We start from the raw sequence: 17,599 nt of genomic DNA, 5'->3' as shown, positions 1-17,599 counted from the left end.
CCCGGCGGAGGGCCCGCCCTCGCACGCCATCGCCGACCCTAGCGGCGGCGGCCCCGGCCGCCGGGGCGCCACGCGGTACGGCCCTGCGACCGGGTGGCGCTCCGTCCGGGGGCTGTCGGCTCAGCGCTCCCGCAGGTCGGGGACCACCTCGCGCAGGCGCTCGGCGCCGATCGCGCCCGCCCGCAGCAGGACCGGCACCTCGCCGGTGACGTCCACGATCGAGGAGGGCACGGCGGCCGCGGTCGGGCCCCCGTCGAGGTAGACGGCCACCGAGTCGCCGAGCATGCCCTGGGCGGCGTCGCAGTCCTGCGGCGACTCGTATCCGGTCAGGTTCGCGCTGGAGACGGCCAACGGCCCGGTGGCATTGAGCAGTTCGATGGCGACCGGGTGCGCGGGCATCCGCACCGCGACCGTCCCGTTGGTCTCGCCGAGGTCCAGCTCGACCGACGCCAGGTGGCGGGCGACCACCGTCAGCCCGCCCGGCCAGAACTCCTTGACCAGCTGTCGCGCGCGCTCCGTCACCTCGACCAGCCCGTCCAGCGCCTCGGGGGAGCCGACCAGTACCGGCGAGGGCATGTTCCGGCCCCGGCCCTTGGCCCGCAGCAGGCGGTCGACCGCCTCCGGCGAGAAGGCGTCGGCGCCCACGCCGTACACGGTGTCCGTGGGAAGCACGACCAGCTCACCGCGGCGCACCGCCGCCACGGCCTCGCGCAGCCCGGCTGCGCGCTCGGACGGGTTCGAGCAGTCAAAACGACGAGTCATCAGGGGTCTCCACCGGCGGGCCGCCGGCCCGCACCGTTCCTCCGGCCCGGTCACCTCTCCGACCGGACACGTCCTGGTCAGCCTACCCGTCCCGGTCCCGCGGCCGGGCCGGGCTGGGCCGGGCACGGTGGGCTGCTCGGCGGCCTGGGCCGCTCGGGTGGCGCGGGGCGGCGGCGCCGTACCCGCCGTCGCCCCCGGGGGCGGGCGGTCACGGGCGGACGTAGGTTGCGGACATGACCAGTGACGAGACCGTCCCGGCCGTGGGAGTGCGCCCGCTGGACGAGGTGTTCGCCGCGATCGACAAGGTCAACCGGCGCCCGCGGCCCTGGGGCGGCTTCGAGCACGGCGTGCTCGGCGCCTACCGGTGGGCCGCCGGCGCCCAGGTCGCGGCCCCGGTCACCGCCGCCGCCACGGCCGGCGCCACCGGTCCGTGCCACGCCCAGCTGCTGGCCGAGTGCCAGGCCGCCGCCGTCCAGCTCCACCGGGTCCGTGCCCAGGGGTCGGACCACGGCTACGTGCTCGGGGTCCACCGGGCACTGGCCTGGCTCTGCGGACTGCACGAGGACCGCCCCTGAGCGGGGCGGCCAACGTGGGTCGAACGGCCGGCGCACGGCGCTGAACAGCGGTCAGGCGCGTGTCAGTAGTAGTGGCGGCGGCCGCCGACGGCGTGCCCGAGAACTCCGGCGACCCACAGGACCAGACCGATGGCGACCAGCACGAAGCCGATGGTCCACAGGAACGAGATGCCGGTGACGAAACCGATGACGAGCAGGATGACACCGAGGACTATCACGAGGATCTCCAGGGTTGACGGGTGGTTGTTCGACGGGGCGGCCTCGCCGGCTCGTACCCGTCGGGACCTCCCCGGGAAAGCGGGACCGGCCTTGTCCGGCCCGTTCTCCACACCCCGCGCGTGTACCGCGCCGCCGCCGGGGCAAACCCGGTCCGCCGCTCCCCCGTCAGCGCCGGTGGCGGCCGCGCCGGCGGCGGCGCGGTGCGGCCACCCGGGGCGCGGGCAGGAAGAGCCGGGCCAGCTCGCGGCCCAGGTTGACGCCGATGGCGAGGGCCATGGCCATCGCGCCGGCCCGCCCGATGCCGCTCAGTCCGACCTCGGGCTCGCCCCGCACGAAGGCGAGCATCCCGAAGTACAGCACCGATCCGGGCAGCAGCGGCCCCAGCGCGGCGGTGATGTGCGGCAGCGCCGAGCTGCCCCGGCAACGCGCCATGAGCTGACCGGACAGCCCCACCAGCCCCGCCGCCAGGCCGGTGGCCAGGATCGGCTCGCCGCCCGCGTTCACCAGCACCCCGTACGTGGTCCAACCGGCCGCGCTGTTCAGCAGGACCGCCGGCAGCGTGCCCGGCTCGGTGTTCAGCAGCACCGCGAACGCCAGGGTCAGCAGCACCGCGGCGGCGAGCTGCAGCGGGGGGTTCACCGCCCCGGGCGGGACGTCCTGGGCGGCGAGATCGGCGCCGTTGTTGACGCCGACGTAGAGGACCGTCATCACCCCGATCACCACGCCGGCCATCAGGTACAGCGCTTCGAGCAGCCGGGCGGCCGCGGTGAGGTAGAAGCCCGCCAGGCCGTCCTGGGCCGCCGCCACCATGGGCCACCCCGGCAGCACCGCGTACAGCCCTCCGGTGATCACCACCGATCCGCGCAGGTGCAGCCCGTTGAACGACAGCAGGATGCCGATCACGGCCGCCGGCACCGCCGCCACCACGAACTGGTAGAAGGCCGGGAGGTCGTGGCGCGCCACCAGCGCCGAGAGCCGCTCGCCCGTCAGCGCGGCGACGACGGCGCTGGCGAACACCAGCCAGGCCCGGGCGTCGGCCCGGCCGCCGATCAGCAGCGTGGCGGCCCCGGCCATCCCCCCGCAGCAGAGCACGAACAGCCGGCCGGAGTAGCGGCGGCTGTGCCGGCGGGCCGCCACCAGCCGGTCGTGGGCCTCGGGGACGGCCATCCCGCGCACGGTTATCTCGATGACCAGCCGGAACACGGCGGCCAGCCGCGCGTAGTCGACGGCCGGGCGGCGGACCGAGCACTCCGCCGTCAGCGAGGGCTCCGCCGGGCCGGGCTGGTACGAGATCGCCACCCGGGTGAAGGTGACCTGCGGATCGCACGGATGGAGCCGGTAGGCGTGCGCGACCGCGAGCATGGCGGCCTCGACGTCCTCCGCGGCCTCACCGCTGGCCAGCAGCAGCTCGCCGACCAGCAGGGCGAGCTCCAGCACCTGCGCCGGCTCGACGCCTGCCGGAGGCTCCGCGCCGACCACCTCCGACGCGGGCTGCCGGTCGGCCGTCGGGGTGCGCAGCAGCGGCAGCATCATGTCGGGCCAGGGGGCCGCGGTGCCGTCGCCGTCCGGTCCGGGCCGGGCGCTCGGCCGGGGCCGCCCGGGCGGGGGCGCCTGGGGCGGCACCCGTTCGGGCCGGGTGGGCCGCCCTTCCGGGCCGGCGGGCGCGCCGAGCTGCTCGTGTTCCGTCATCGCGACTCCCTGACCCCACCCCCTCCGTCAACAACGTGCAGGCGTTCAACTACCCGGAGTGACGCTGCGGCGAACGCGCCACACCCGGCACACCCGTCCGAACCGGAGCACGACCCGCCGTACACGCCCCATCGCCCCGCGCGTGCCGACCTCGGGGGCGGGAGCCGGCCGGCCGGCAGTGCTCCCGGGCGGGCCGCGCGACGCCCCCGACCGGCGGATTCGCGGCGGCGCCCGCGGGTACACGCGGCGGTGCGAGCACTCCGACAGCGCGCCCGAAGGAGCTCCCGGGGTCCGCCCCGTGACCGGCCGGACGACGAGGCCGGGCAGCACGGCACCGAAGGCCGCCGCACGAGGAACAGGCGTCGGCCGGCCCGCACGCTCGGCCGCCGAGCGGAGTTCGCCACCCGAGGAGGTGCCCCGATGACCGTCCCGATGCCCCCGGATCCGGACACCCGGCCGATTCCGCGCCCCGACCCCGCACCGGGACCGGACGGGCCCGATCCCGCACCGCCCCCGATCCCCCCGTTCCCGCCGCCCGAGCCGTTCCCCGACTCCGGTCCGCCGCCGCTTCCGCAGCCCCACCCCGGGCAGGCCTGACACCACGGCGGCCACTGCGCACGGTGATGCCGGCGGTCGTCGGCGGCGCCCGGTCAGAAGCGCGGTGCCAGCAGGCTCTCCAGCTCGGCTTCGAAGAGCAGCTCGGGCCGGAAGCCCATGCCGGTGAAGTGCCCGGCGAGCTCCAGCGACAGCACGCCGTGCAGACGGGTCCAGAAGGCCAGGAAGCGGTGGAGCACCTCGGGCGGGGCCGACTGCTCGCCCGCCCAGTCCCGGTGGCCCAGCAGATGGGTGGCGAACGGCGCCTCCGGGGTCGCCGGCCCGGCCGGGGCGAGCGCCGCGCAGGCGTCGACCAGGGTCCGCATCACCTCGTCGGCGATGGCGGTGGTGTCCTCGGGCGCCCGGTAGCCGGGCACGGGGGTGCCGTAGATCAGGAAGTACCGCTGGGGGTCGGCCAGCGCCCACGCGCGCAGGGTGCGGGCGAGCCCGGCCAGACCGGCGCCCTCGGCGGCGGCCGCGCGGAGGGTGTCGGCGAGGCTGCGGTAGGCGTCCCGGACGAGTTCGGCGATCAGCTCGTCGCGGCCGGCGAAGTAGCGGTAGAGCGCGGGGCCGCTCAGCCCCATCCGCCTGGCGATCGCGTTGACGGAGAGCGCCGAGGCGCCGGCCGTGGCGATCTGCTCCCAGGCGTGCGCCTTGATCTCCTCGCGCACCTGGGCCCGGTAGCGCTCGCGCGGGGTGTCCGCGCCCGTCCTCGCCATGGTTCGCCCCGCTCCCCGAGTCGGCCGACTACATATTCACGCTTCCGTTAGAAGGTATCACGCAACCTGTTGACCCCTCAGGCTTCGGGGAGTTACAACTTATAACGAAGGCGTGAGCATCTAGCTCGCGGCGACCGTGGCCGCCCGACGGCCGACCAGTGAATGGGGAGTTCCATGCCCGCCACCCGTAGCGGGGCCACCCGCGGCACCGGCATCCGCAGCGCCCTCCTGGCCGTCCCGCTCGCCCTCGGCCTGCTCGCCGCCGCCACGCCGGCCGGGGCCGCCCCCGCCGCCCGGCCCGGGTCCTCGCTCTCCTGCCGCGGGGCGGGCGTCGACCCCGAGGCCCGCGTCCGCTACCGGACCGAGGCCCTGATCCACGCGCCGCTGCGGACCGTCTGGCGGCTCCAGACCGACGTGGAGCGCTGGCCCGACTGGCAGGCCCCGGTGCGGAGCGCCGAGCGCCTCGACAGCGGCCCGCTGCGCCCGGGTTCGGCGTTCCACTGGACCACCCCGCTGCCCCCGAACCCGGCGTCCAGCGACCCCGTCCTGGAGATCACCTCCACCGTCCGGCAGCTGCGAGCCGGCTCCTGCATCCGCTGGACCGGCCCGGCGGTCGCGACCGGGCTGCGGATCGAAGGCGTGCACGTGTGGACCTTCACCGAGGTGCCCGGCGGGGTCCTGGTGCGCACCGAGGAGACCCACACCGGCCCCCAGGTCGACGCGAACGTCCCGGCCGCAACCGACCTCCTCCGCCGGGGCCTCGAAGGCTGGCTGCACGACCTGAAGACCGCCGCCGAGCCCCCCGCCCGGTAGCCCGGGATCCCATGAACGACCAGCACGAACCCGTCCCCAGGGACCCTCCGGTCCAGGTCGAGACCCCCGAGTCCCGGATGACCGGCGAGGGCACCCCGCCTCCCGCGCACGAGGTGGAGAAGGGGCCGCAGGACGGCCCCGGGTACGAGACCACCGAGCCCGCCCACGATCCGGACCCGCACGAGCCGCCGGACTGAGCGACCGCCGCGCGCGGCCCGTGCCATGACCGCCGGCCCGCTCACCGCGGGGCCGCGGGGCCGCGGGGCCGCGGGATGTGCCGGGCCCGACCGTTCCGGTCGCGGCGGCCACCCGTCCGCCGGCCGACGGACACCGAGGCACCCGTTCAGGGGGCGAGCAGCCCCTGCCGGCCCGCGTACTGCGCGAGGCCGTCGGCCGTCGCGCCGGCCCAGCCGACGTGGCCGTCCGGCCGGACCAGGAACACGCCGGTGCCGTACGCCTCGTAGGCCGGGATGCGGACCACCGGGACGGTGACGGCGGGCAGCGGCGCGTCCGTGCCGACGGCGAGCAGCGTCCAGTGCGGTCCGCGGAAGGCGTCGAACAGCCGGATCCCGCCCCGGCGGCCGTCCGGGGCGCGGTCGCCGGCCCGCAGGGCGTCCGCCGGGAGGTCCGGTCGGGTCTCCACCGAGAGCGCGGACTCCCGGTAGCCGAGGCCGAGTTGCTGGGTCGCCCGGCCGCGGCGCTGCTCGCCGCGGTGGACCCTGGTGGACAGCTCGAGCATCGCCGCCGCGTTGGCGCGGCGCTCCTCCTCGTAGCTGTCGAGCAGGTCCCGCCCCGCCCGTCCGGCCAGCACCGCGGCCAGCTTCCAGCCCAGGTTGTAGGCGTCCTGGACGCTGGTGTTCAGGCCCTGTCCGCCGGCCGGCGAGTGGACGTGCGCGGCGTCGCCCGCGAGGAACACCCGGCCCGCGCGGAAGCTGTCCGCGAGGGCCGCGCGCGGGCGGAACTCGGAGATCCAGCGCAGTTCGGTGACCTGTTCGGCGGTCAGGTGGGAGCGGGCCGCGACCGCCTTGCGCAGTCCGTCGAGCGTGAGATCGACGGCCGTGCCCTCCGGGAACTGGGCGACCAGTTGGAAGTCCTCGGTGCCGCCGAGCGGGCAGATCGCCAGCAGGCCCTCCTCGGAGCGGAACACGTGCCAGTGCTCGCGCCCGAGGCCGTCGATCCGGACGTCCGCGACGAGCATCGGGTCCGGGTCGACGGTCTCGCCGGTCATCCCGATGCCGAGCAGCCGCCGCACCGTCGAGCGCCCTCCGTCCGCCGCGACGACGTACCGCGCCCGGACCGGGCCGCCCGCCGCGAACTCGGCGGTCACGCCCTCCTCGTCCTGCGCCAGGCCGACCAGCTCCCGCCCGAACGCGACCTCGCCGCCCAGCTCGCGCAGCCGCCCGTACAGCACCTGCTGGGTGCGCCACTGGGGCAGCATCAGCGTCCCGGTGTACGGCTCGGCCTCGGAGGGCTCGGTCGCGTCGTACATCCGGCCTTCCTCCTGGGGCTCGCCGTCCCGCCAGGCCAGGGTGGGCGGGTACTGTCCCGCCACCGCACGGACCCGGTCGAGCACGCCGAAGTCGTCGAGCACCTCCAGCGTGCGCGGCTGGATGCCCTTGCCGCGCGAGCCGGGGAAGAGTTCCGTGCCGCGCTCGACCACGAGCGCGGCGACGCCGTGCCGGGCGAGGTCCAGCCCGAGGGCGAGTCCGGTGGGCCCGGCACCGACGACCAGGACGTCCGTGTGCATGCCGCGAGAAGCCACGGCAACCTCCTTAACGTTGTTAAGCAGCCGTTGCCGACAGCCTGCACTTAACGGCGTTAAACTGTCAACCGTGACCCCGCAGAGAACCCCCAAGCTCGACCGAGCCCAGGTCGTCGACACCGCGCTGAACCTGCTGAACGAGGCCGGCCTGGACGGCCTGACGCTGCGCGCCATCGCCGCCCGGCTCGACGTGAAGGCACCCGCGCTGTACTGGCACTTCAAGGACAAGCAGGCGCTGCTCGACGAGATGGCGACCGAGATGATGCGCCGCATGACGGCCCGGGCGGCGGCAGGCGCGGCCGCCCGGGCCGACGCCGACCCGACCCCGGGCGACTGGCGGGAGGGCTATCTGAGGACGATGCGCACCCTGCGCGCCGAGCTGCTGCGCTACCGCGACGGCGCCAAGGTCTACAGCGGGGCCAGGTTCACCGACACCAGCTACGCGGCGGGCCTGGACGCCTCGCTGCGCCTGCTGGTCGAGGCCGGCTTCACCCCGACGGCCGCCACCCGGGCCTGGCACACCGCCTACAGCTACACCATCGGCTACGTCGTCGAGGAGCAGGCGATGGGCCCCAACCCCTTCGACGGCGACGAGGGCTACGACGTGGACGCCCGCGCCGAACGCCTGGCCGCCCACCCGCTGGCCGCCGAGTCGGGCCGGGTGATGTTCCAGGACTTCGACGAGGGCTTCGAACAGGGCCTGGCGGCGGTGCTCGCCGGGGTCGAGGCCACCCTGCTCGGCTGACGGCCCCGCTCGCCGGGGTCGAGGCCACCCTGCTCGGCTGACGGCCCCGCTCGCCGGCGCCGAAGCGGCACCGCCGGGCCCGTGCCAGGGCCCGGCGGTGTCCGTTGCTCCGGGAGGTCGAAAAGTGCGGTGGGGCGCGGTCAGGCGGTCATGAACTCCCCCACGCGCAGCGCCCGCCGCACGATCCGGACGTCCCCGACGTACCCGTGGAAGACCTTGTCCAGCACCCCCGCGTACGCGTACCCGCCCAGCATCCACGGCCGCCCCAGGGTGGTCAGCCCGACCGCGGGCGTCGCCGGGTTGCGCGCCACCTCGCAGCCCTCGACGTACATCCGGCTGAGCTTCCCGTCGTTGACCACCGCGACGTGCCACCACCGGTCCAGCGGCAGCTGGTGGCCCCAACAGGTCGACGCCCCGGTCTGGTTGAGCGGGTAGACGCACCACTGGAGGGCCGGCGCCTCGGAGACGCTGAGCGTGACGACCGGCTCGTCGGCGTCCGTCCCGGGCCCGCTCCTGCCCGCCTCGCCACTCGTCCCCCACCGGCTGAGCAGGGCGGACCAGCGGCTCTGTGCGGAGTCCCAGTCGGCGGGCAGCTTGAAGAAGGCCTCGACGGTGAACCCGCGCTCGAAGGTCTCCCGGTTCAGCGGCGCGGTGGACACGGTCTGGAGGTAGCCGCCGCGCACCGGCGATCGGGTGCCCCTGAACAGCAGGCTGCCGTGGCCCGGCTGGTCCGGGTGGTGCTCGGCGGACCAGCTGAGCGAGCCCTCCGGCGTGCCCGGGGCGCCCTGCCAGAGCAGGTCGTTGCCCTGCCCGCTCAGATCCTTGACGACCTGCTGCGGGGAGACGGCCGCGCCGTCCCCGCCGCCGCCGTCGAACCGCCAGTAGGCCAGCGTGTCGCGCACCAGCAGCTCACTCGCCCGGCGCGCCGTGCGCTGCGGGACGGGCGCGAAGCCGGCGAACCGGCGCTCGAAGTCGATCGCGAGCGAGAAGCGGTCCACGTCCGAGGTCAGCTCGACCTGCTGGGCCGCCAGCGCGTTGCGTTCCTCGGCCGCGATCTGCTGGATCCACGGCGAGAAGGTCGACACGTCGACGGTGTCGCGGTCGAGGTCGAAGCGGTACGCCCGGATCATCGCCGCGCCGCCGTAGTAACGGTCCTGGTAGTTGGTGATGTGGACGTGCACGTCGTGGCCGGCCCTGTTCTCCAGCACGGTGCGCCCGGGCGGCCAGTAGTGCCCGTTGACGGTCAGGAAGATCTGGTCGTTGCCGTCGATCAGCCGCTCCCAAAGCCGCTTCCCGTTGTCCGACAGCTCGGCGCGGCCGCTGTCGTCGGCGTACGCCAGGTCGTGGGTGGTCAGGATCACCGGGACCTCGGGGTGGGCCGCGATCACCCCGTTCGCCCAGGCGAAGCCCGCGTCGGAGAGCCGCCAGTCCAGGGAGAGCACCATCCAGTCGCGGCCGGCCGCCCGGAACACGTGGCAGGTGTTGTAGCCGTCCGGGCTGGAGCCGCGGTACCCGGCGGTGCGGGCGGCCCTGGCCTTGCTGAAGGTCTCCAGGTACGGGGTGCTGCCGCGCTGGTCGTCTGTCGAGGAGCGGACGTCGTGGTTGCCGGCGAGCACGCCGTAGGCCGCGCCCGCGTCGTCCAGCAGACCGAACACCTTGGTGACGGCGGCGAATTCGACGGCCAGCCCGTTCTCGGTGACGTCCCCGAGGTGGGACAGGAAGACGATGTTGTCGTCCGTCCCGTCCTCCCGGTTGACCCCGCCGTCCAGCACGTAGCGGACCGAGGCCTCCAGCGGCGCCGGGTGGATCCGGTCCTGGTCGAACAGGTACTGGGTGTCCGGCATGACCACGACGGTGAACTGCCGGGCGTCCGGGTCGGGCTGCCAACGGCCCTTCCCCTTGCCCTTCTTCGGCTTCCCGTCGGCCCCGGCAACCTGTTCGGGCCCGGCCGCCGGCGCGGGCACCGCACCGAGCAGGCCGAGACCGGCGGTGCCGACCCCGGCGCCCACCAGCCCGGCCCCGCGCAGGAACCGGCGCCGGCTGGCCGCGGCCGGCCCCTCCCCGTCGAGGTCGGCGGTCCGCGGGCAGCCGCACTCGTGCTCGGTCGCCTGGATGTCGTGCATGTTCGCTCCCGGAAGTGGTGTGGGCCCTGACGGTAGGCGCCGGGAGCGGTCGTGGATCATCGGCCGGACCACGCCCCGCTGAACAGCGGCCGAATCCGGCGGTCGTCGACACAGCACGGGTGAGCGCCCGCGGGCGCGTACGAGCGAGCACGGGCGGGCGGGCGTGTGCCGGCAGGCGTGTGCCGGTGCCGGACCGGTTCTCACCGGAAGGAACTCGGCGAGGCGCCCGACCGTCTCCGGGCCGGACGCGCCCGACCATCACCGGACCGGACGCGTCCAAGCATCACCGGACCGGACGCGTCCGACCATCACCGGACCGGACGCGTCCAAGCATCACCGGACCACAACCATCCCACCGGGTCTGGCCCGGTGGCCGTTCGGCAGACCCCGGGTTTGCATGGAGTCACCGAGCCCCTGCGATCCGGAGGTAGCGCCGTGTACGAGATGTGGGCCGAGCACGACCCGGCGGTGTCCCCGCCCGCGGTGGTGTGGCACGTGGTGGCGAAGGACGACGCGACGTCCTCGCTCTGCGGGCGGTTCCTGGAACCCTCCCAGCGCGTCGTCCCCGCAGCGGACGGTACCGGTGCGGCCGGGCCGGACCGGTACTGCGACCCCTGCCTGATCACCGTGCGCGAGGCCCTGGCCGCCAGCGCGCGGTGACCCTCCGATACGGCTTGCGCCCTCGTCGCCCTCTCTCTTCCGTCGCCCTCGTTCCGGCACGCGGCCCGGCCGCGTGCTCAGGGCAGCGGCACCGCCATCAGGCACGGGTGCCGGCTGTCGGTTCCGCGGGCCTCCAGGACGGTGGCCACCTCACCGGTGATCTCCACCCGCAGGTCGCCGTCCGCACTCTCCCAGACCATGCCGCCGTCGGGCCCCACGATCTGCGTCTCGTGCACGACGACCACGCACAGCGGAGCGTGCCCGCCGATCGGGCCGGGGAGCGTCACCGCGTAGCGGCGCGTGAGGCTTCTCATGGCTGCCTCCTTCTCTCCCCACCTGCGTCATCGATTCTCCCCACATCCAACCGCTTGTACACGGAGGACCGATCTCCTCCCGGGGATGACCGCCATCCTTGCGCGTCTGCCCAGGAGCCGCGCGTCCACACCCGGACGGGCCGGACATCCCGCTGCCCGGACGGCCGGAACCGCCGGCACCACCGAGCGAACCGTCGCGCCACGAGTCATCGTGGCCCGAGAGGACACCCGGCCGAGCCCGAGGAGACCGCCCCGTGGGAGTGAACGGCGCCGAGCCGGACCGGCGGCCCGTGCCGCTGGGCAGCCGCCGTCCCCGGGTGTCGGCCCGCCGGTCGCGGACGGGGTCGCCGCGCCGGGGCCCGTCTCCGTCCGGGGAGCGCGTCCCCGCAGGGCTGCGGACCGCCGCCGGGTACATCTGGCGGCTGGCGCTGCTCGGGCTCTTCGCCTACCTGGTCGTCGACGTCCTCGCCCGGCTCCAGCTCGTGGTCGTCGCCCTGTTCGTGGCCCTGGTCATCACCTCCGTGCTGCGCCCGCCGGTCGATCTGCTCGCCCGCGCCACCCCGCGCTCGCTGGCCGTCCTGATCGCCTTGCTCTGCACCGTCGCGCTCATCGGCGGGGTGCTGGCCCTGGTCGGTACGACCGTCGCCGACGAGTGGACCAAGCTGGGCAACGAGCTGCGCGGCGGGCTCTCCCGGATCGACCACTGGCTCACCGGCGCCCCCTTCCACCTGCGGCCCGGCACCGTCACGGACCTGCGGGCCAAGATCGGCGATTTCGTCTCGGCCCACCGCTCCACCCTGGTCAGCACCGCGCTCAGCGGCGCCGGCCGGATCGTCGAGCTGGTCACCGGGCTGGCGCTGGCCGTCTTCTGCTCGGTGTTCTTCCTGCACTCCGGCGACCGGATGTGGTCCTGGGCGCAGCGGCAGCTGCCCGCGCGGAGCCGATCGTCCTGGGACGGTGCCGGTCGCGCCGCCTGGCGCACCTTCGCGGGCTACACCCGGGGGGTGCTGATCGTGGCGGCCTCCAACGCCGTGCTGGTGGGCATCGCGCTGGCCGTCCTGCGGGTGCCGCTGGTCATGCCGCTGATGGTGCTGGAGTTCGTGGCGACGCTCGTCCCGCTGATCGGTTCCCCGATCGCCCTGGCGATCGCCTCCGTGGTCGCGCTCGCCGCCCGCGGGCCGGTGATCGCACTGCTGGTGCTCGCCCTGATCGTGGTCATCGGCCAGATCGAGGGCCATCTGCTGCATCCGCTGGTGCTCGGCTGGTCCGTCCGCATCCACCCGGTGGCCATCGCCCTGTCGGTGGCCGGCGGCGCCGTGCTGGCCGGGGTCCTGGGCGCGGTGGTGGCGGTGCCGGTGGTGTCGGTCGGCTGGGCCGTGCTCGGCGAGCTGCGCTCCCGTGGCTCGCCCGACCGCTCAGGGCCGCAGCCCCCTGCGGCGGGCGATCGGTCTGGTCACCGACAGGAGGAAGGTCGGCGCCCAGACCAGGGCGAAGAGGGCCGGCACGGCGGGTGAGTGCACGTCGGCGGCGACCAGCAGCAGGCCGGCCGACAGCGCCAGCAGCACCGACAGCACGGCGGCCGGCACCCGCACGGCGAGGCCCAGGGCGCGGTCCAGCAGGCAGCCCGGCCCGCGCCGCATGGTGCGCATCGCGCGGTCGAGCCGGCCGTCCGTGCGCAGGTCGTCCTCGATCTCCACCAGGATCCGCAGCTCCCGGCGGGAGAGCCCGGGCCCGTCCATGGCCGTCACCTCCGGCCCCCGACAGATAGGCGGCTGCCCGTCCCGGGCGTTCCGTAACACCGGTCGGGCGGCCCGGACGCGGATGACCGGGACGGCGGTGACCTGGCAGGATGCCCGCAGACCTGCGCGGCGGGCGGCCCTGGCGGCTCCTGCCGCGCGCCCGCGACCGAAAGGCCCCCCGTGACCACTCCCAGCACCGTCGCCGTCGAGCGGGCGGACGGCCGGAACCGGTACGAGATCTCCGTCGGCGGCGAGCTCGCCGGCTTCACCGAGTACCGGGACCACGAGGAGCAGCGCGTCTTCTACCACACCGAGATCGACGAGGCCTTCGCCGGCCGGGGCCTCGCCTCGCGGCTGGTGCAGGAGGCGCTGACGGACGTGCGCGCGGCCGGCAAGCGGATCGTGCCGATCTGCCCGTACGTCGCCAGGTTCCTGCTGAAGCACGAGGAGTTCGCCGACATCACCGACCCCGTCACCGCGGAGGTCAGGGGCTGGCTGCGCACCCGGCTGTCCTGACCGCTCCCGCAGCAGCCCCCTTCCCCGGCCGGGGCCGCGACTGGTCCTCCCGGCCCTCGCGGTGGGGCCCTTGGGCCCTGGCCGCGCGGCCAGGGGGGCCGGGATCCTGGTCGCCGGTACTGCGCCGGCTGGGAGTGGAAAGGCCTGGGGATGGGCGAGTTGGTCACGGTGAGGGCGTTCGAGGGGCTGACCTGCGAGGCCCTGGCCGAGGCACGGGCCCGAGTGGCCGACGCGGCGGCGGCTCCGGGGGTGGGGACGCTGGTGGAGGCCCTGCGGGTCCGGCTCGCGGCCGCGGCCGCGGCCGGGGGCGTGCTGGCGCAGGTGAACGCCGAGGTGGACGGCCGGCGGATCCGTGTCCAGGAGGCGGCGGCCGGGCTCGGCGACGCACTCGACCGGGTCAGCGACGCGCTGCGCGGCCGGATCAGGGCCGTCACCGGGGCCTGGGCGCCGCGCCCGTGGCCGGGCCACCGCGCGGCGGCGCCCACCGGGCCCGGCGGCGGCGCCCTGCGCGAGCCCCGGGTGGTCCGGCACAAGGCGCCCTCGCTGGTCTGGTGCTCGCCGGAGGCCGCCGCCCGGACGATGGACGCGATGGACTACGACATCCACCTGTTCACCGATCCGGCGACCGAGACCGACGCCGTGGTCTACCGGGTCGGGCCGACCGGCTACCGCCTGGCCCGTACCGTCCCCGCCGGGCCGGCGGGCCGGCGGACCTCGCCGATCACCCTCAGCCCGTACGGCGCGCCCCGGCTGACGCAGGCGCAGGCCGTCGACCGGCTGGCGGGCGCGGAGCTGCCGTTCCTGTTCTTCTCGGACCCGGTCACCGGCCGGGGGCGGGTGCTCTACCGCCGCTTCGACGGCCGACTCGGGCTGATCGCCGGACACGCCGGACACCCCTGACGAGCTTGGCAGGGTTGGCGGGAACGGCCGCTCCGGCCTGCCTGGCCCGAGGCCCCGGGTGCGTTCTGACGATCGGCCCGGAAGCACCGCCGCGCCCCCGCCGAGCAGTCGCTCGACGGGGGCGCGGCGTGCCCGGGAACGGTCGTCACATGTTGATCATGTGGCCGGCGAGGCCGTGGATGGCCTCCTTGACGGCCTCGCCCAGGGTCGGGTGGGCGTGCACGTTGCGGGCGACCTCGTGGACGGTCAGGTCCCACTGCTGGGCCAGCGTCAGCTCCGGCAGCAGCTCGGTGACCTCGGGGCCGATCAGGTGGGCGCCGAGCAGTTCGCCGTGCGTGTTGTCGCTGATGACCTTGACGAAGCCGATCGGGTGGCCGAGGCCGTGCGCCTTGCCGTTGGCGGTGAACGGGAACTTGGCGACCTTCACGTCGTAGCCCAGCTCGCGTGCCTGGGCCTCGGTGTACCCGAAGGAGGCGATCTGCGGCTGGCAGTAGGTGGCGCGCGGGATCATGACGAAGTCGACCTCCATGGTCTCCGCCCCGCCGATGGTCTCGGCGGCGATCACGGCCATCGTCTCGGCGGCGTGTGCCAGCATCAGCTTGGCGGTCACGTCGCCGATCGCGAAGATGTGCTCGACGCTGGTGCGGCCGCGGCCGTCCACGGCGATGGCGTTGCGGTCGGTGAGCTTGACCCCGGTGTTCTCCAGGCCGTAGCCGTTGACCCGCGGCGCGAAGCCGATCGCCTGGAGCACCTTGTCGGCCTCCAGCACCTGCTGCTGCCCGTCCTTGGTGACGGTGACCCGGACCTTGGCGTTCGGGTCGCTGTCGTCGATCGACTCGACCCGGGTGGAGGTCAGCACCTCGATGCCCAGCTTGCGGTACTGCTTGGCGAGTTCGGTGGAGACCTCGACGTCCTCCAGCGGCACCACGCGGTCCAGGAACTCGACGATGGTGACCTTCACGCCGTAGTTGTGCAGCACGTAGGCGAACTCGACGCCGATCGCGCCGGCGCCCGCGATGATGATGCTCTCCGGCAGCTCCTCGGTGAGGATCTGCTCCTCGTAGGTGACCACGCGGTCGCTCAGGCTGGTGCCGGGCAGCAGGCGGGTGGTGGCACCGGCGGCGATGATGCAGTGGCCGAAGGTGACGACCTCGAACCCGCCGCCGCTCAGCGCGACCTGGAGGGTGTGGTCGTCGACGAAGGTGCCCCAGCCATCGTACTCGGTGATGCCGTTCTTCTTCATCAGGTAGTGGACGCCCTTGACCCGGCCGTCGGCCACCGAGCGGCTGCGCCGGAACGCCTCGCCGAAGTCGAAGGTCACCTGGCCCTCGACCTTGATGCCGAAGGTCTTGGCCTCCTTGGTGAAGATGTGGGCGAGCTCGGCGTTGCGCAGCAGGGCCTTGGAGGGGATGCAGCCGACGTTGAGGCAGACGCCGCCCCAGTACTTGGCCTCGATGACCGCGACCTTCAGGCCCAGCTGGGCCGAACGGACGGCGGCGGTGTAGCCGCCGGGGCCCGCGCCGAGGACGACGACGTCGTAGTGCGTGCTCATGTTGCTGACTCCTCCGAGGATGTCACCGTGTCGTGATCTCGGTCCCATGGTGTCAGGACCGGACCCGGCGCACCCACCGGGTCTCGGCGGATGCGCTCCGCGCGGCACCGTACCGGCCCGGGGCCGGATTGTCAGTGTCCTCCGTTACGGTGATCGCACCCATGGCCACCAGGGGCGATGACGGAGAGGTCCCGGACGGAGCAGTCCCGGACGGAGCAGTCGGATGCGGCGGTCGGGTGGGCCGGCCGGCCGGGAGCGGCGGGCCCACCCCGGCGTCAGGCCGTCACCCCGCGGGAGCGGTCGCCGCTCGAGCCGCCGATACCCGTCGTACCGGCACCGGGCGCCGTCTTCGCGGCCGGGCGCTGGGCCGGGACGGGCCGGTGGAGCGAGGAGAGGTCCCAGGCGTAGGTGCCGACGGCGTTCGCGATCACGTCGATGTTCACGTCGAGGACGCCCATGTCGATGTTGCCCAGGTTGTCGCACGCCTGGTGGTAGCACGCGTCGTACGGGGCGCCGGCCGTGCCGCCGTAACGGGCCGCCTGCTCGGGGGACTTGACCTTCTCGGCGCCGGTGTCGGTGCCGCCGGCCGGGATCCCCGCGTCGATGAACGGACCGTAGTCGGAACGGCCGTTGAAGGCGGTCGGGTCGTGCGGCAGGCCCCGGCCGTCCAGGTAGTCGTTGATGTCCCGCTCCAGCTGGGCCGAGCCCTCGGGGCCGGATTCGCCACCGGCGCTGCCCGAGCCGTTGTAGACGAACTGCGCGTAGTTGGGGGACGCGATCATGTCGAAGTTGAGGTAGAGGCTGATCTTCTTCCGCTCCGCGTCGGAGAGGGAGTTCACGTACTCCTCGGCGCCCTTGAGCCCGAACTCCTCGGCCGACCACCAGGCGAACCTGACCTTGTTCTTCACCGGGTGGACACTGAGGTTCCTGGCGACCTCCAGGATGCCGGCGCTGCCGGAGCCGTTGTCGTTGATGCCCGGCCCCTCGGGGACGGAGTCGAGGTGCGCGCCGACCATCACGGTCTTGTCCGGGTCACCGCCGCGGGTCTCGGCGAGGACGTTCCAGGTCTTGCGCTGCTCCATGAACGTACGGATGTCCAGCGTCACCCGGACCGGGCCTGCGGCGGCCTGGGCGGCCAGGGCCTCGCCCGCGGCCTGGGTGATCCCTCCGGTCGGGATCCGGCCCGCCGTCGGATCGGTGAGCGTCCCGTTGAGGGTGCCCTCGGTGTTGTTGTAGATGATCGCCCCGGTCGCCCCCGCGGCGGCCGCGGCGGCCTGCTTCTGGGCGAAGGGGCATCCGCCGCGCCGGATCAGGGCGATCCTGCCGGTGAAGGCGCCCGACGGGTAGTCGGCGGGCGTGCAGCCGGTGGTGGCACCGACCGGAGCGACCGCCAGGTCCGCGGTCAGGCCCGCGTCCGGGCCGCTCACCGAGTACGTCATGGCGATCACCGGCACCGACTCGGCCTTCGGGGAGAGCACGTCGAGGCGCTCGGAGCGGGCCTCGAAGAAGGTGTAGACGAACTCCTGCTTGGACACCTTCAGCCCGGCCCGCCGTGCCTGCTCGTAGACGTACTGCGCGGACTGGTCGTGCCCCTTCGAACCGGCCACCCGGGTACCGCCGTTGCGGTCCGCGATCAGCTGGAGCGCGGCCAGCGTGGCCCGCGCGTCCCGGGCGCTGCTCGCCTCGACCAGCCGGGAGGCCAGCTTGGCGCCCTTGCGCGCCGGGTCCGGGTCGGCCGAGGCGCCGCCGGCGCCGGCCAGCAGCAGCGGGGCGACCAGGGCGGCGACGGTCAGGGCGGCGCCCGCGCCACGCCGGGTGACGGCGGTTCGCGGGCGTCCTGGGGAGGCCGCGGGGCCGTCCGGGACGGAACGGTCGAGCGAGGAGGTGGAGCGACGGGCGCGCAGCATCAAGGTGACT

18 protein-coding genes are annotated in these 17,599 nt (G+C 74.5%); 8 read left to right on the top strand and 10 right to left on the bottom strand.

Features of this window, described 5'->3' with window-relative positions; translation table 11 throughout:
- Window positions 1-120: 120 nt before the first annotated feature.
- On the bottom strand, window positions 121-762 hold the full coding sequence (locus ABZ449_RS07515; protein WP_360341739.1) for an L-threonylcarbamoyladenylate synthase: 642 nt from the start codon (window positions 760-762) through the stop codon (window positions 121-123).
- 233 nt (window positions 763-995) lie between these two features.
- On the opposite strand from ABZ449_RS07515, the gene ABZ449_RS07510 reads away from it, so the two are divergent.
- On the top strand, window positions 996-1,337 hold the full coding sequence (locus tag ABZ449_RS07510; protein ID WP_360341736.1) for a hypothetical protein: 342 nt from the start codon (window positions 996-998) through the stop codon (window positions 1,335-1,337).
- Between the two features lie 62 nt (window positions 1,338-1,399).
- Here ABZ449_RS07510 and ABZ449_RS07505 read toward each other — a convergent pair whose 3' ends face one another.
- The 3 genes from ABZ449_RS07505 to ABZ449_RS07495 form a co-directional block, all read right to left on the bottom strand.
- On the bottom strand, window positions 1,400-1,555 hold the full coding sequence (locus tag ABZ449_RS07505) for a DUF6131 family protein (protein ID WP_360341733.1): 156 nt from the start codon (window positions 1,553-1,555) through the stop codon (window positions 1,400-1,402).
- Between the two features lie 166 nt (window positions 1,556-1,721).
- Entirely contained in the window at window positions 1,722-3,245 is a 1,524-nt protein-coding gene (locus ABZ449_RS07500; RefSeq protein ID WP_360341731.1) for a threonine/serine exporter family protein, read from the bottom strand.
- A gap of 650 nt (window positions 3,246-3,895) precedes the next feature.
- The gene (locus tag ABZ449_RS07495; RefSeq protein ID WP_360341728.1) at window positions 3,896-4,558 is read right to left on the bottom strand and encodes a TetR/AcrR family transcriptional regulator; all 663 of its coding nucleotides are present in this window, start codon (window positions 4,556-4,558) and stop codon (window positions 3,896-3,898) included.
- Between the two features lie 174 nt (window positions 4,559-4,732).
- On the opposite strand from ABZ449_RS07495, the gene ABZ449_RS07490 reads away from it, so the two are divergent.
- Together ABZ449_RS07490 and ABZ449_RS07485 are read left to right on the top strand one after the other, a co-directional pair.
- Window positions 4,733-5,371, top strand: coding sequence for an SRPBCC family protein (locus ABZ449_RS07490; RefSeq protein ID WP_360341725.1), 639 nt, complete (start codon window positions 4,733-4,735; stop codon window positions 5,369-5,371).
- A gap of 11 nt (window positions 5,372-5,382) precedes the next feature.
- Window positions 5,383-5,568, top strand: a complete 186-nt coding sequence (locus tag ABZ449_RS07485; RefSeq protein WP_360341722.1) for a hypothetical protein — start codon at window positions 5,383-5,385, stop codon at window positions 5,566-5,568.
- A gap of 146 nt (window positions 5,569-5,714) precedes the next feature.
- On the opposite strand, the gene ABZ449_RS07480 is transcribed toward ABZ449_RS07485, so the two are convergent.
- A complete protein-coding gene (locus ABZ449_RS07480; RefSeq protein ID WP_360342023.1) occupies window positions 5,715-7,118 on the bottom strand; it encodes an FAD-dependent monooxygenase in 1,404 nt (467 codons plus the stop codon).
- An 85-nt stretch (window positions 7,119-7,203) separates the two neighbouring features.
- Here ABZ449_RS07480 and ABZ449_RS07475 point away from each other — a divergent pair, with 85 nt between their 5' ends.
- A complete protein-coding gene (locus ABZ449_RS07475) occupies window positions 7,204-7,878 on the top strand; it encodes a TetR/AcrR family transcriptional regulator C-terminal domain-containing protein (protein ID WP_360341719.1) in 675 nt (224 codons plus the stop codon).
- A 140-nt stretch (window positions 7,879-8,018) separates the two neighbouring features.
- Here the strand turns inward: ABZ449_RS07475 and ABZ449_RS07470 are convergent, their stop codons facing one another.
- Window positions 8,019-10,001 (bottom strand): LamG-like jellyroll fold domain-containing protein, encoded by a 1,983-nt coding sequence (locus ABZ449_RS07470; RefSeq protein ID WP_360341716.1) that lies wholly within the window; start codon window positions 9,999-10,001, stop codon window positions 8,019-8,021.
- Window positions 10,002-10,436: 435 nt separating this feature from the next.
- Between ABZ449_RS07470 and ABZ449_RS07465 the strand changes: the two genes are divergently transcribed.
- Window positions 10,437-10,661 carry a hypothetical protein gene (locus ABZ449_RS07465; protein WP_360341713.1) on the top strand — a complete coding sequence of 75 codons (225 nt, stop codon included), beginning with the start codon at window positions 10,437-10,439 and terminating at the stop codon, window positions 10,659-10,661.
- 77 nt (window positions 10,662-10,738) lie between these two features.
- On the opposite strand, the gene ABZ449_RS07460 is transcribed toward ABZ449_RS07465, so the two are convergent.
- Window positions 10,739-10,975, bottom strand: a complete 237-nt coding sequence (locus tag ABZ449_RS07460) for a DUF6296 family protein (protein WP_360341710.1) — start codon at window positions 10,973-10,975, stop codon at window positions 10,739-10,741.
- 254 nt (window positions 10,976-11,229) lie between these two features.
- Between ABZ449_RS07460 and ABZ449_RS07455 the strand changes: the two genes are divergently transcribed.
- Window positions 11,230-12,489 (top strand): AI-2E family transporter, encoded by a 1,260-nt coding sequence (locus tag ABZ449_RS07455; RefSeq protein ID WP_360341707.1) that lies wholly within the window; start codon window positions 11,230-11,232, stop codon window positions 12,487-12,489.
- Here the strand turns inward: ABZ449_RS07455 and ABZ449_RS07450 are convergent.
- Window positions 12,391-12,714, bottom strand: coding sequence for a hypothetical protein (locus ABZ449_RS07450; RefSeq protein ID WP_360341704.1), 324 nt, complete (start codon window positions 12,712-12,714; stop codon window positions 12,391-12,393). The two genes, ABZ449_RS07455 and ABZ449_RS07450, sit on opposite strands and share 99 nt — an antisense overlap.
- Window positions 12,715-12,894: 180 nt before the next feature.
- Here ABZ449_RS07450 and ABZ449_RS07445 point away from each other — a divergent pair, with 180 nt between their 5' ends.
- On the top strand, window positions 12,895-13,230 hold the full coding sequence (locus ABZ449_RS07445; protein WP_360341701.1) for a GNAT family N-acetyltransferase: 336 nt from the start codon (window positions 12,895-12,897) through the stop codon (window positions 13,228-13,230).
- Between the two features lie 150 nt (window positions 13,231-13,380).
- Window positions 13,381-14,130, top strand: coding sequence for a sigma 54 modulation/S30EA ribosomal C-terminal domain-containing protein (locus ABZ449_RS07440; protein WP_360341699.1), 750 nt, complete (start codon window positions 13,381-13,383; stop codon window positions 14,128-14,130).
- 145 nt (window positions 14,131-14,275) lie between these two features.
- Here the strand turns inward: ABZ449_RS07440 and lpdA are convergent, their stop codons facing one another.
- Window positions 14,276-15,682, bottom strand: a complete 1,407-nt coding sequence (gene lpdA, locus ABZ449_RS07435) for a dihydrolipoyl dehydrogenase (RefSeq protein WP_360341696.1) — start codon at window positions 15,680-15,682, stop codon at window positions 14,276-14,278.
- A gap of 275 nt (window positions 15,683-15,957) precedes the next feature.
- Window positions 15,958-17,589, bottom strand: coding sequence for a M28 family metallopeptidase (locus tag ABZ449_RS07430; RefSeq protein WP_360341694.1), 1,632 nt, complete (start codon window positions 17,587-17,589; stop codon window positions 15,958-15,960).
- Between the last annotated feature and the right edge of the window lie 10 nt (window positions 17,590-17,599).

Origin of the sequence: Kitasatospora sp. NPDC005856 (assembly GCF_040629945.1) — a bacterium.
In the GTDB taxonomy this organism is placed as follows: domain Bacteria; phylum Actinomycetota; class Actinomycetes; order Streptomycetales; family Streptomycetaceae; genus Kitasatospora.
This window is presented reverse-complemented; position numbering and strand designations above follow the sequence as displayed.

Coding starts and splice junctions, on each gene's coding strand:
- ABZ449_RS07515 (WP_360341739.1), bottom strand. CDS start 762: ATGACTCGTCGTTTTGACTGCTCGAACCCGTCCGAGCGCGCAGCCGGG.
- ABZ449_RS07510 (WP_360341736.1), top strand. CDS start 996: ATGACCAGTGACGAGACCGTCCCGGCCGTGGGAGTGCGCCCGCTGGAC.
- ABZ449_RS07500 (WP_360341731.1), bottom strand. CDS start 3,245: ATGACGGAACACGAGCAGCTCGGCGCGCCCGCCGGCCCGGAAGGGCGG.
- ABZ449_RS07495 (WP_360341728.1), bottom strand. CDS start 4,558: ATGGCGAGGACGGGCGCGGACACCCCGCGCGAGCGCTACCGGGCCCAG.
- ABZ449_RS07490 (WP_360341725.1), top strand. CDS start 4,733: ATGCCCGCCACCCGTAGCGGGGCCACCCGCGGCACCGGCATCCGCAGC.
- ABZ449_RS07485 (WP_360341722.1), top strand. CDS start 5,383: ATGAACGACCAGCACGAACCCGTCCCCAGGGACCCTCCGGTCCAGGTC.
- ABZ449_RS07480 (WP_360342023.1), bottom strand. CDS start 7,118: ATGCACACGGACGTCCTGGTCGTCGGTGCCGGGCCCACCGGACTCGCC.
- ABZ449_RS07470 (WP_360341716.1), bottom strand. CDS start 10,001: ATGCACGACATCCAGGCGACCGAGCACGAGTGCGGCTGCCCGCGGACC.
- ABZ449_RS07460 (WP_360341710.1), bottom strand. CDS start 10,975: ATGAGAAGCCTCACGCGCCGCTACGCGGTGACGCTCCCCGGCCCGATC.
- ABZ449_RS07450 (WP_360341704.1), bottom strand. CDS start 12,714: ATGGACGGGCCCGGGCTCTCCCGCCGGGAGCTGCGGATCCTGGTGGAG.
- ABZ449_RS07440 (WP_360341699.1), top strand. CDS start 13,381: ATGGGCGAGTTGGTCACGGTGAGGGCGTTCGAGGGGCTGACCTGCGAG.
- lpdA (WP_360341696.1), bottom strand. CDS start 15,682: ATGAGCACGCACTACGACGTCGTCGTCCTCGGCGCGGGCCCCGGCGGC.
- ABZ449_RS07430 (WP_360341694.1), bottom strand. CDS start 17,589: ATGCTGCGCGCCCGTCGCTCCACCTCCTCGCTCGACCGTTCCGTCCCG.